This window comes from Rhizobium sp. SEMIA 4085, from assembly GCF_013004495.1.
In the GTDB taxonomy this organism is placed as follows: domain Bacteria; phylum Pseudomonadota; class Alphaproteobacteria; order Rhizobiales; family Rhizobiaceae; genus Rhizobium; species Rhizobium gallicum.
On the sequence record NZ_JABEPH010000175.1, the window covers coordinates 1 to 12,226 of the forward strand.

Here is a 12,226-nt window from a genome sequence, read left to right on the forward strand (position 1 = left end):
GCACATACCACGGGTAAGCCGATTCCAGCGGATCGCGCACGCCCTCGATATGTTTGGCAGTGATCTCGACACCGAACCGCGGCATCAGCTCGAAGCCGGTCAGCGAGGTGCCGCAGAGGCTGCCCGCCAGATTGAACAGGGCAAGCGCCTCCTCCACGGAGTTCAGTCCAGCAAAGGCGACCTGATGGCCGAGCGGCTGCGGGTAAAGCTTGAGGACGGCACCGGTGATGATGCCGAGCGTGCCTTCGGCGCCGATGAAGAGATCGCGAAGGTCGTAGCCCGTATTGTCCTTCTTCAGGCGGCGAAGTCCGTCCCAGATTTCGCCGGTCGGCAGCACGACTTCGAGGCCAAGGCAAAGCTGGCGCATATTGCCATAGGCCAGCACCGCCGTTCCGCCGGCGTTCGTCGACAGGTTGCCGCCGATCCGGCAGGAGCCTTCGGCGCCGAGCGAGAGCGGGAATAGTTTGCCATGCGCCTCGGCCGCCTTCTGCACCTCGGCGAGGATTGCGCCGCCGTCGGCAACCAGCAGGTTCGCGACCGGATCGACGTCGCGGATCCTGTTCATCCGCTCGAGCGAGACGATGATGTCCGACTTGCCCTCGCGCGGTGTCTGGCCGCCGACGAGGCCGGTATTGCCCGTCTGCGGTACGACCGCAGTGCCGGTTTCCGTGGCAAGCTTCAGGATGGCCGAAACCTCCTCGACATTCGCGGGCTTGAGCAGGAGAGGCGAGGAGCCGTGGTAGAGGCCGCGGTTCTCAATCAGGTGCGGGGCAAGCTCGGCCTCGCTGCGCAGCGCGTATTTCTCGCCGACGATTGCGGCGAAGCGGTCAAGAAGTTCGGGCGAGACGCTGGCGCTCATCGAGCTCATTCCTTCCTTGTTATTCGCGCGGCGCGGCGGCACGCCGCAAACGGTCGTTGATCGCTTCGCCAAGACCCTCGTCCGGTATCGGTGAAAACGCGATCGTCGCTGCGCCGCTGGCATCGGCCTTCTTCATGTAGTCGAAAAGATTGGCAGCCGCCTCCGCCAGATCGCCACAGGGGCTGAGGTTGAGCACGATGACGGCATCGCTCGCACCCGGGACATCGACCGCGCCGAAGGCAATCAAGGCCTCGTCGCTTTTAACAGCCCCGGCATCGAGACGGACATTGGCACCGGGCGCATAATGCGAGGCGAGCATGCCGGGAGCCTCGATTGCTGCGGATGCCTTGCCCGCACGCCGCAGCCGCTTGCCGGCGACGCGCTCGATCTCGGAAGCCGGAAGCCCACCAGGCCGCAGCAGTTTCAGGTCGCCGTCCTCGACCTTGACGATGGTGGATTCGACGCCGACGGTGCTGGCGCCTGCATCGACGATGAGCCGGATCTTGCCGCCGAGATCGGCGTCGACATGCGCTGCGCTGGTGGCGCTGATCCTGCCCGATGTGTTGGCGCTGGGTGCGGCGAGCGGTTTGCCGAAGGCGCGGATCAGATCGCCCGCAAACCCCTTCGGCACGCGGATACCAACCGTATCCAGACCGGCTGTTGCCAGCGCATGGATCCGGCTTTCCGCCTTCAAGGACAGAACGATCGTCAGCGGCCCTGGCCAGAAGGCTTCCGCCAGTGCGCGCGAGATCGGATCGAACTCCGCATATTCTTCCGCCATCGCCAGATCGCTCATATGGCAGATCAGCGGATTGAAGCGGGGGCGGCCCTTAGTCTCGTAGATACGGGTTATCGCCGCCGCATTGGTGGCATCGGCAGCAAGGCCGTAAACGGTTTCAGTCGGGATGGCGACCGGAAAACCTTCCGAAAGCACGGCGGACGCCATTTGCAGCGCTTCATGTCGATGTTCTGCGATGTCGATTATGCGTGCCATGTGCCGCCCGTTGTTCCAGGCAGTCCCATAGGCCTTTGAAAGCTTGCGATCAATATCAGAGCTGGCGGATGATTTCTCGAAGCTGTTCGTTGCGGGCGCCAAGCAGAAGCACATTCCTGATCGCCACCTGCGGATCGTCGGTTCTGAAGAGCACGCCATTACCGCGAATGGAGCGGTCGATCGTCATTTTCTCCGGCGTATGCTCGCCGGGCTTGATTGCGACGGCGAAATACATGCGGGAATATTTGATATCGATGTGGTGGAAGAAATTGTCGTTGTCGCCGATGTCTGCGTAGAAATTAGCGATGTAGAAGGCCCAGCTGACCTCCTCGTAGCGGGCGAATTTCGTCCGAGCCGCCGTGACATGGCAGTAGCCGAGATGCGGGCTGTCGGCGAGCGTCCGGTGGAACACCATCTTGGGGAACTGGATCGTGCGGTGGAAGCCATTGATCTGCTGGTGCGCCTTGATGCCTGCCGTGTGCAGTTTTCGGCCGGTTTTCTCGCTTACTTCGCGGTAGCTCAGGTAGCGGCGTTCTTCGGCGAGCCAGTGCGCACGATCGCGGGTGATCTTGCCGGTGCGGAGAAATTCGGAATGCGGCGCTGCAGGCTTCATCTCCTGCGGCCTGGCATCTCCTTTGGCGTCGAAATAGCGAATTTTCGCCATGGCTCGCATTCCATCTGCTTTGTCTGATAAGGGAAATATAGGAGTTTATGCTTAATGGCCCGTTAAAGCGCATCTCCTGCGCATGATGGCGGGAGCGTGTGGCGAAAGGGCGTCGCAGATGCGATAATGACGGCGAATGCAGGTGGATTGTGCTGTCAGGTTTGAGTTTGTCGGATGTCGCATTTGAAGGCTCTGGAGCGGAGGCGAAAATCGTGTTGCGTCGCCACGCTGTCGTCAATTTCGAAGCCGATGTCGCATTACAACCAAGCGGCAGTCATGGCCGGTGGTTAAATGACGCCATGATAGTTCTCCCGCATGGAGAAGAAGCGGGCGCTTCCATCCCGCCTTTTCGGCGGCAGCCTATGGCACGAGGATAAACAGATGGATATTCGCACCAACGTTTTGCGGCAGCTCAAAAACCGGCGCGCAGGCTTCAGCCTTGAGCAACCTTTCTATATCGACGAAGATTATTTCAAGCTCGATATGGAGATGATCTATTATCGCGACTGGCTGTTCATGGGTCATGATTGCGAATTGCCGAAGCCCGGCGCCTATTTCACGGTTCAAATCGGCCAGTATCCCGTCGTCATCGTACGCGGCCGCGACAACGTCATCCGTGCCTTCCACAACAGCTGCCGCCACCGGGGCTCGCGAGTCTGCACCAAGGAGCACGGCTCGTCGGTCCGCCTCGTCTGTCCCTATCACCAGTGGACTTATGATCTCGACGGCAAGCTCGCCTTCGCCCGACACATGGGCGATGATTTCGACAAGAGCGGCTACAACCTGAAGCCCGTGCACTGCGAGAACTTTGCGGGCTACATCTTCATCTGCCTGGCAGAAAAGGCACCGGACTTCCAGCCGATTCGCGACATGGTCAGCCCCTATCTGCTTCCCCACCGTCTGAGCGAAGGCAAGATCGCCTTCCAGAGCACCATTATCGAGAAGGGCAACTGGAAGCTCGTTTGGGAAAACAACCGCGAGTGCTATCACTGCGCCGCCAACCATCCGGAACTCTGCCGCACCTATCCGGAAGCCCCGAGCGTCACCGGCACGGACGGTGGCGCCGACGACCCGGAAATCGCCGGTCACTGGGCGCGCTGCGAGGCGGCGGGCCTTCCGAGCAAGTTCCAGATCTCGCCGGACGGCCAGTTCCGTACCGCCCGCATGCCGCTGATCGAGGATGCCGAAAGCTACACCATGTCCGGCAAGAGTGCCGTCAAGCGCCCGCTTTCGGAGGATGTTAAGATCGACCGCATCGGAACTATGCTGCTCTTTCACTATCCGACGACCTGGAACCACCTGCTCGGCGACCACGCGATCTCGTTCCGCGTCCTGCCGCTCAGCGCCAACGAGACAGCCGTCACGACGAAGTGGATCGTGCACAAGGACGCCGTCGAAGGCGTGGACTACAATCTCGAGGAACTCACGCACGTCTGGACGGAAACCAACGATCAGGACCGCCGCATCGTCGAAGAGAATGCCTTCGGCATCCATTCGCCGGCCTATGAGCCCGGTCCCTACTCGATGCTCCATGAAGGCGGCGTCATGCAGTTCCTCGAATGGTATTCGAACTTCATGGTGAACCGCCTCCAGGGCGATCAGGCGAAGCTTTCCGACGTCGCCTGACTCTTCCCGTTTCAATTGCAGGAATGAACCGGTTAATCCCCGGTTCATTTGCGTTCCGGTAGAAACGCAATCCCTGCCGAACGGCGCGTGTTGGGAACATTTTCCGCACCCATACGTTACAGGCGAGGCCAGATTCGCGCTTGGGGATTGGAGAATACAATGAATGTGCTCAGTAAGAAAATTGTCAGTGCCGTCTTTTCCGCCGCTGTTGTCCTGACGAGCTTCGTGCCGTCCCAGGCCATTCAGATGCCGGCAGCACCGCAGATGGAAAAATCCTCGGACGTGCAGAACGTTCAGTATCGCCGTTACTATCGCCCGGGCTATCGTCCCGGATACTATCCGGGTTACAGACCCGCATATCGCCCTGGTTACTATGGCGGCTATCGCGGCTATCGCTATTCGCGCCCTGGCTATCGTCACTATAACGGCTACTGGTATCCGCTGGCTGCTTTCGGCGCCGGCGCCTTAATCGGTGGCGCGATCGCCTCGCAGCCGCGCTACGTCGCTCCGCCGGCCTACAGTGGCGGCGGCGGTCACGTCGCCTGGTGCGCAAACCGCTACCGTTCATACCGGGCTTACGACAATACGTTCCAGCCCTATAACGGCCCGCGGCAGCAATGCTATTCGCCTTACAATTGAGGCTCAATACAATTTTTGAACCGATCAGCCCGGCAGCACTGCCGGGCTTTTCGATAGTGAATACAAACGCCGCCAGCCCACCTCGAGAGGACGGCACTATGGCGGCTGCTTTGCGCCAGAGAACGAACGCGCACCGCAAAGCCTTCGTCTCGACTCGATGCGCTCAATATAGAGCCAGTTGCTCACCTCTCGAGGAGGTTGCCGTCCGGATCCTTGGAGTAGACGGACGGGATTTTACCCATCGCTCCGGCCCGCTCGCCCGGCCCGTCGACAATTTCCACGCCTTGGCGCTTGATCTGCAGGATGACCGCGTCCAGCGGGGTATCGGTTAGCAAACAGAAGTTACCGCTGCCCGGGACAGTTTCGCGGGGCTATGTTTGGCGGTGCACCGGCGTCCTGAAGGCTGATCTTGTTGGCGCCGAAATGCAATGACCACTTCCCGGATCGCTCCTCCCGGACCTCCATGCTGAGCACGCGTTCGTAGAAGCGGCAGGTCACCGCAACATCATTTACACCCAGTATAATGTCGTCGAGTGCACGCACTTTGATGTTGTTTCTGCGCGACGAAGTACGAGCCGGCACGCAAAGTCTGCGCTATTTCGATACGCGTCCATGGCAGCAGTGCATTGGACAGCGATTTTTCTTGTCAGAGAATATTGACCCGCTTGAGCAGCCACCAGGCAAGCAGCACCGAAGCGATAAGGAGCGCCACCGCGTATTCCGTACCGCCAGGTCCTTCGGCGAAGGGTAGATTAGCCGTATTCATGCCGAAGAAGCCGGTCACCAGCGTTGGCGGCAGCAGGAAGGCTGTCATGATCGAAAGGATGTAGAGGTGACGGTTGGTCTCGGAGGATTGCTTCGAGTCGATTTCCTCGTGCAACAAGCGGGCGCGTTCCTGCAATGCATAGATATCGTGGTCGACCGATTCCAGCCTGCTCGTTAGCCGCCCGGCGATATCCTCGAAGCCGAAGGGCATCTCGTCCTCGTCGGAGGCCGAGGCCCGCCGCATGAGCGTCAACACGTTTCTAAGGTGCCGGTGGAGGCGTACGATTGTGCGGCGTGCCGGCGCCAGCCGCCGCCGCTCATCGCGCGAAACGTTGTCGTAGACGAAGTCCTCAATGAGGTTCAGCTCTTCGGTGAGCTCCATGACAACAGAAATCAGCGTGCGCTGAAACTCGATCACCAGCAGTTCGAAGAGGTCCACCGGCCGGGAGAATTTTGCCGGATTCTTTTCGATCATCGCGCGCGCCCGCTCGACGCTGCGCAGCGGCTGCAGACGGGTGGTGATGATGAAGCGATCGGCGATTGCGAAATGCAGCCAGCCGAGATCGTTGGTATCCTGATCGAATTCACGCTGGCAGTCGATGAGCGTGCCGTAGAGCATTTGCTCGTCCACGGTAAGCGCTGCATGCGTATCGCGCGTTGTGAGAGCCGTCTTGGCATCTTCGGAAAGGCCGTCCAGCGTCTCGAGCAGGGCGGGGACGCGCGCATCGGCGAGGTTGAGATGCAGCCAGTAAAAGCCGTTGCCGGACACCAGTTCTGCCGGAAACGCACTGTTGTGCAGGCGCACTGCCTTGCCGCTTCCTGCCGGAAAACTGTAGGCCCAGACGAGGCCGGGTATATTGGCGGGCAATGTATCCATCGGTCGCGATCCTTTCGATGCGATCAGTCTGTTTAGAGATTCTCCATGACGGTTGTTTGTGCAAGTGTGAAGACCTGCGAGCGGCAAGATGTCGTCAATTCTGAAACGCCGAATTCGAAATTGACGTTTACGTAAAAATCAATTAGCTCTGCCATCGGAGGCTTGGAACCACGGTTCCGTTTGAGATGCGAGGAGATGATATGTACAAGGCGCCCGTCGAGGACATCGCGTTTACTCTGAGACATGTCGCAGGGCTGAGCGACGCGATCGATAAAGGCCTGCTCGGTGACCTCGGCGAGGATCTCGTCGACGCGATCCTGAACGAAGCTGGTCGTTTCGCGACGGAAGAAGTCGCCCCGCTGGCCGATATCGGCGACAGGCAGGGCGCTCGTCTGGTTGACGGCGAAGTGAAGACCCCGGATGGCTGGGCGAAACTCTATCAGGACTGGATCGCAGGGGGCTGGAACGGACTGACAGGCCCCGAGGAATATGGCGGCCAGGGCCTGCCCAACATGCTGAACGTCGCCGCGCTTGAAATGTGGAACTCCGGCGCCACAGCCTTCGCGCTCTGCCCGACGCTGACGATGGGTGCGGTCGAGGCGCTGAGCGCCCACGGCAGCCCGGAACTGCGACACAAATACCTGGCGAAGCTCATCTCCGGCCAGTGGACTGCCACCATGAACCTCACCGAGCCGCATGCAGGATCGGACGTCGGCGCGCTGAAGAGCCGGGCCGAGCGGCGCGATGACGGCACCTATCGCCTGTTCGGCCAGAAGATATTCATCACCTGGGGCGAGCACGACGCTACGGACAACATCATCCATCTCGTCCTCGCGCGCCTGCCTGATGCACCGGCCGGCACGCGCGGCATTTCGCTGTTCCTCGTCCCGAAGTTCCTTGTCAACGACGATGGCTCGCTTGGTCGCCGCAACGACGTCTTTTGCCATTCGCTGGAACACAAGATGGGCATCCACGGATCGCCCACCTGCACGATGATTTATGGCGACGGCAGGTTCGGCGGCGAGAAGGGGGCGGTCGGCTGGCTCGTGGGCGAGGAGAACAAGGGTCTCAACTGCATGTTCACGATGATGAACAAAGCCCGACTGACGGTCGGCATGCAGGGTGTCGCGATCGCCGAAGCCGCGACGCAGAAGGCGATAGCCTATGCCATGGAGCGCACGCAGGGCAGGGCGCCCGGCTGGAGCGGCAGCGGCATGAGCCCAATCATCGAACATCCCGACGTTGCCCGCATGCTGCTGACGATGAAGGCGCTGACGCAAGGCTCCCGCGCCATTTCCTATGCCTGCGCCCACGCGATCGACATGTCGCATCGCGCCAGTGGAGACAAGCAGCATTGGCAGGAACGCGCTGCGCTTCTAACGCCGATCGCCAAGTCCTTCTCGACCGATGCGGGCGTCGACGTCGCCTCGCTCGGCATTCAGGTCCATGGCGGCATGGGCTTCATCGAGGAGACGGGCGCTGCCCGCTTCTTGCGCGACGCTCGAATCGCGCCGATCTACGAAGGCACCAACGGTATCCAGGCGATCGATCTCGTCAGCCGCAAGCTGCCGCTTTCGAACGGCGATCACGTGAAAGGTTTCCTCGCCGAGCTTCGCGATATCGCTGATCAGGTGCGCAGTTCCAATCTCGATGGCTTTGGCGAAACGGCAGCGCGGCTTGATTCGGCCATCGCCGATCTCGAACAGGCAACCGGCTGGCTTTTGAAGGTGCAGGCAGATGGCAAGGTGGCCGATGCCCTTTCGGGAGCGACGCCCTATCAGCGCCTCTTCGGGCTCGCCCTGACCGGCTCCTACCTCGCCAAAGGCGGTCTTGCCAGGGTATCTGACGGTGCAGACGAAAGGCGCATTGCGCTTTGCCGCTTTGCCGCCGAAAATCTGTTGTCGGAAACCGCCGCCTTGAAGGATCGCGTCATCAACGGCGCAGATAGCCTCGCCGCTGCCCGCATTGCTCTTGCCTGAGGATCATCATGTCCGACCACATCATCGTCGAACAATCCGCTGCCCATCCCGGCGTACAGATCATTCGCTTCAACCGCCCGGAAAAGAAGAACGCGATCACCCGCGCCATGTATGTGCGGATGACCGAAGCGCTGAAGGCCGCGAATGAGGACATCGCCATCCGGGCGACGGTCTTCCTCGGCACGGAAGGCGCTTTTTCCGCAGGTAACGATATCGGCGACTTCCTTGCGGCGGCGATGGGTGGCTCCCTTGGCCGCGAGCTTCTCGATTTCCTCAATGCGCTCGTCAATGCCGAAAAGCCCCTGGTTTCCGGCGTCGATGGGCTGGCGATCGGCATCGGCACGACGATGCACATGCATTGCGATTTGACGGTCGCCTCCGACCGCAGCCAGTTTCGCACACCTTTCGTCGACCTGGCGCTCGTGCCGGAAGCTGCCTCCAGCTTGCTCGCGCCGCGCATCATGGGTCATCAGCGCGCCTTCGCCCTGCTTGCTGCAGGTGAAGCATTCTCCGCGCAGGAGGTAAAGGATGCCGGGCTGGTCTGGAGGGTTTGCTCCGCGCCGGACGTTGAGCCCCTAACCCTTGCTGCCGCCGCAAAACTCGCCGCCAAGCCCCCGGAAGCCTTGAAGATTGCTCGTGATCTCATCCGCGGCGACCGTGCCGAAGTCATTGCGCGCATCGATGACGAGGCCCGGCATTTTGCCGCACAGTTGAAGAGCGCGGAAGCCCGTGCGGCTTTCGAGGCCTTCATGCGGCGCTGATGCGGGGCACAGGATTTTTGCTAAATTTTAAGCCTGTTTTAAGTAGCCCCTAATAATCAGGGGGTGACGAGTTGATTCCATTCGGTCGTCCGGGCGCATGAGGCGCTTTGCGCATCCTTGTCTCCATGAGCCATCTGCCTGTTCCGCTCCCGCCCCGCGTTCCTGTGCGCCGATGGGACGGCAGACGATCCGAAAGGACCGCATCTTGAAAAAGAAGACGAATTTGATGACGCGCATCCTTGTCGCCGCGTCTGCCGTGGTTCTCGCGGCCTTTGTCGCCTTTTCCTCCTATATCAATTTTGTGCAGCGCAGCGTCACGGCGGCCTCGATCGAAGCGAATATCCAGTCTTCCGGCGAGCAGGCTGCACGCAGCCTTGCCAACTGGATGAACGGTCGCGTCACGCTGACCGCGATGGTCGCAAACGCCTCCGCAAAGGCTGTCGATCGCGCCGGCGTTGTCAGCGTGCTGCAGAACGACGTCCTGACGAAGCACTTCGTCAGTACCTATCTCGGCGACGAACAGGGCGTCTTCACGTCCTGGCCGGACCTGCCGCTCCCGGCGGACTATGATCCGCGCAAGCGCCCGTGGTATCAGGATGCTGTCAAGGCCGATGCGCCCGTCCTGACCGAGCCCTACACCGACGCCTCGAGCGGCGACCTCATCATCAGTGCTGCCGTTCCGGTCAAGCGCGACGGCAAGCTTGCCGGCGTGGTCGGCAGCGATTTCTCGCTCGATACCATGGTGAAGATGATCAAGGAGATCGATCTCGGCGGCCAGGGCATGGCTTTCCTGGTCAACAAGAGCGGCCAGATTCTCATCCATCCGGATGCAAAGCTTGTTACCAAGACACTTGCCGATGCCTTCCCGAACGCGACGCCGTCGATCGGTCCCGGCCTGGTCGAGAGCGAATTCGACGGAAAACCGGCTCTCGTCAGCTTCCTGCCGGTTGACGGCCTGCCGACGGTCGAGTGGCATCTAGGCTTCGTCGTTGACGGCGACAAAGCCTTCGCGTCCCTGGACGAATTCCGCATCGCAGCGACCATCGCCACGCTTCTCGCCGTTGGCCTGATGATCGTCGCCATGGCTTGGCTCCTGCACGGTCTCGTCATTCGCCCGGTCACCGCCATGACAGCTGCGATGCAGAACCTGGCAGCCGGCAATCTCTCCGCCGCCATTCCCGGGGAGGAACGCCGCGATCAGATCGGCTCGATGGCCGAAGCGGTCGCCGTCTTCAAGACCAACGCAATCGACCGCGAGCGCCTGGAAGGAGAGGCCGAGACCAGCCGCGCACTGAGCGAGCGCGAGCGTCAGGATCGCGAAGCGCAAAAAGCGCTGGAGGCGGCGCAAATCCGTACCGCCGTCGATGCGCTGGCGGGTGCGCTGGGAGCGCTTTCGGAGGGTAATCTCGCCCACCGCATCGAAACGCCGTTCGCCGTGCATCTCGACCGTCTCCGCAGCGACTACAACACGGCCGTCGGCAAGCTGCATGCGGCACTCCAGAGCGTCGGCCGCAACGCGCATGCGATCGATGCCGGTGCGTCGGAGATCCGCACGGCTGCCGATGGTCTCGCCCACCGCACGGAACAGCAGGCAGCGTCAGTCGAAGAGACTGCCGCAGCACTCGAGGAAATCACGACCACCGTCAAGGACACCGCCCGCCGCGCCGAGGAAGCAGGCAATCTCGTCAACCGCACACGCGCCGGCGCCGAAGAATCCGGCGAGATCGTCCGCAAGGCGGTCGATGCGATGAACGGCATCGAGCAGTCGTCCGAGCAGATTTCGAACATCATCAGCGTCATCGACGATATCGCGTTCCAGACGAACCTTCTGGCGCTCAATGCCGGTGTCGAAGCCGCACGGGCCGGCGAGGCAGGCAAGGGCTTTGCCGTCGTCGCGCAGGAAGTTCGGGAACTGGCGCAGCGTTCCGCCATGGCGGCCAAGGAGATCGAGAGCCTGATCACGGCCTCGAATTCCCAGGTTCGCTCCGGTGTGACGCTGGTCGGCGATACCGGCAAAGCACTGGAGGGGATCGTTCTGCAGGTGCAGGAAATCAGCCGCCATGTCGGCGCGATCGTCACGGCCACCCGTGAGCAATCGACCGGCCTCCACGAGATCAATATGGCCGTCAACACAATGGATCAGGGCACACAGCAGAACGCTGCAATGGTCGAAGAGCAGACAGCGGCAAGCCACGGCCTCGCAACCGAGGCCGCAAAGCTGATGCAGCTTCTGGCGCAGTTCAACCTACAACCCGGGGCGCACGCAACGACGGCTTCGGCTAGCCGCCGCGCCGCCTGACCCCTGCCGCTTCAAACCAAAAATGCCCGCGTTGGCGCGGGCATTTTCATTCGCGCGCTGGATCGCGATGGCTCAATGAGAGCCTGGGGGGCCTATTTTTCCAGCGTCGCCACCACCTCGACATGCGAGGTCCAGAGAAACTGGTCAATCGGCGTGACGCCGGTGATCCGGTAGCCGCCCTCGATGAGAATGGAGAGGTCGCGCGCCAATGTCAGCGGATTGCAGCTGACGGCGGCGATCTTCTTCACTGTCGAACGGGCGAGCTCGCGGCACTGGAACTCGGCTCCGGCGCGAGGCGGATCGAAGACCACAGCGTCATAGACTTTCAGCTCGGACGTCATCAGCGGGCGGCGGAAAAGGTCGCGTTTCTCGACGCTGACCGGCTTCAACCCTTGTGTCTTGCGCGCCGCCTGGTCGAGGGCGGCGAGCGCCTTCTCCTCGCCTTCGACGGCATGCACGCGCCCGATCCGGGCAAGCCGAAGAGAGAAAGTTCCGGCGCCCGCAAAGAGATCGGCGATGCGCCTTGCCTTGCCGACATGGGCAAGCACCAGCTCGGCCATCGTCTCTTCGGCTGGCTTCGTCGCCTGGGTGAAGCTGCCAGCCGGCGGCGAGACCTGCACACCGCCGAAGTCGACGATCGGCTTGGAGGGCTCGACGAGGATTTCGCCATTCAGCGAAACGCGCGCGATGCCGCGAAGGCCAAGCACGGTTTCAATCGCCTTGCGCCGCTGCGGGTCCGGCATTTTCTTGATCCCGTCTACGG

The 12,226-nt window shown here is 61.4% G+C and carries 11 protein-coding genes and 1 pseudogene; 5 read left to right on the forward strand and 7 right to left on the reverse strand.

Annotation, left to right across the window (positions count from 1 at the left end; translation table 11 throughout):
- From C9413_RS17915 to C9413_RS17925, 3 genes are all read right to left on the reverse strand, one after another.
- Positions 1-859 (reverse strand): FAD-binding oxidoreductase (locus C9413_RS17915; RefSeq protein WP_170250706.1); only part of this gene is annotated, 859 nt, incomplete at its 3' end.
- A gap of 19 nt (positions 860-878) precedes the next feature.
- Positions 879-1,853, reverse strand: coding sequence for an L-threonylcarbamoyladenylate synthase (locus C9413_RS17920; protein ID WP_039844159.1), 975 nt, complete (start codon positions 1,851-1,853; stop codon positions 879-881).
- A gap of 55 nt (positions 1,854-1,908) precedes the next feature.
- The gene (locus C9413_RS17925) at positions 1,909-2,517 is read right to left on the reverse strand and encodes a DUF6656 family protein (protein ID WP_039844160.1); all 609 of its coding nucleotides are present in this window, start codon (positions 2,515-2,517) and stop codon (positions 1,909-1,911) included.
- 381 nt (positions 2,518-2,898) lie between these two features.
- Here C9413_RS17925 and C9413_RS17930 point away from each other — a divergent pair, with 381 nt between their 5' ends.
- Both C9413_RS17930 and C9413_RS17935 read left to right on the forward strand, forming a co-directional pair.
- Positions 2,899-4,143 (forward strand): aromatic ring-hydroxylating dioxygenase subunit alpha, encoded by a 1,245-nt coding sequence (locus tag C9413_RS17930; protein WP_039846653.1) that lies wholly within the window; start codon positions 2,899-2,901, stop codon positions 4,141-4,143.
- Between the two features lie 159 nt (positions 4,144-4,302).
- The gene (locus C9413_RS17935; protein WP_039844161.1) at positions 4,303-4,782 is read left to right on the forward strand and encodes a BA14K family protein; all 480 of its coding nucleotides are present in this window, start codon (positions 4,303-4,305) and stop codon (positions 4,780-4,782) included.
- A gap of 182 nt (positions 4,783-4,964) precedes the next feature.
- Here the strand turns inward: C9413_RS17935 and C9413_RS33475 are convergent, their stop codons facing one another.
- The 3 genes from C9413_RS33475 to C9413_RS17945 all read right to left on the reverse strand — a co-directional run bounded on the left by C9413_RS33475 (position 4,965) and on the right by C9413_RS17945 (position 6,424).
- A complete protein-coding gene (locus C9413_RS33475; RefSeq protein ID WP_223843972.1) occupies positions 4,965-5,117 on the reverse strand; it encodes a hypothetical protein in 153 nt (50 codons plus the stop codon).
- 7 nt (positions 5,118-5,124) lie between these two features.
- On the reverse strand, positions 5,125-5,364 hold the full coding sequence (locus C9413_RS34505; RefSeq protein WP_323808234.1) for a VOC family protein: 240 nt from the start codon (positions 5,362-5,364) through the stop codon (positions 5,125-5,127).
- Positions 5,365-5,428: 64 nt separating this feature from the next.
- The gene (locus tag C9413_RS17945) at positions 5,429-6,424 is read right to left on the reverse strand and encodes a transporter (RefSeq protein WP_039844162.1); all 996 of its coding nucleotides are present in this window, start codon (positions 6,422-6,424) and stop codon (positions 5,429-5,431) included.
- 200 nt (positions 6,425-6,624) lie between these two features.
- On the opposite strand from C9413_RS17945, the gene C9413_RS17950 reads away from it, so the two are divergent.
- The 3 genes from C9413_RS17950 to C9413_RS17960 all read left to right on the forward strand — a co-directional run bounded on the left by C9413_RS17950 (position 6,625) and on the right by C9413_RS17960 (position 11,463).
- On the forward strand, positions 6,625-8,403 hold the full coding sequence (locus C9413_RS17950) for an acyl-CoA dehydrogenase (protein ID WP_170250707.1): 1,779 nt from the start codon (positions 6,625-6,627) through the stop codon (positions 8,401-8,403).
- Positions 8,404-8,411: 8 nt separating this feature from the next.
- Positions 8,412-9,164 (forward strand): crotonase/enoyl-CoA hydratase family protein, encoded by a 753-nt coding sequence (locus tag C9413_RS17955; protein ID WP_039844164.1) that lies wholly within the window; start codon positions 8,412-8,414, stop codon positions 9,162-9,164.
- Positions 9,165-9,369: 205 nt separating this feature from the next.
- The gene (locus C9413_RS17960) at positions 9,370-11,463 is read left to right on the forward strand and encodes a methyl-accepting chemotaxis protein (RefSeq protein WP_170250708.1); all 2,094 of its coding nucleotides are present in this window, start codon (positions 9,370-9,372) and stop codon (positions 11,461-11,463) included.
- A 92-nt stretch (positions 11,464-11,555) separates the two neighbouring features.
- Here C9413_RS17960 and C9413_RS17965 read toward each other — a convergent pair.
- Positions 11,556-12,226 (reverse strand): annotated as a pseudogene (locus C9413_RS17965) (RsmD family RNA methyltransferase); the annotation flags it as partial.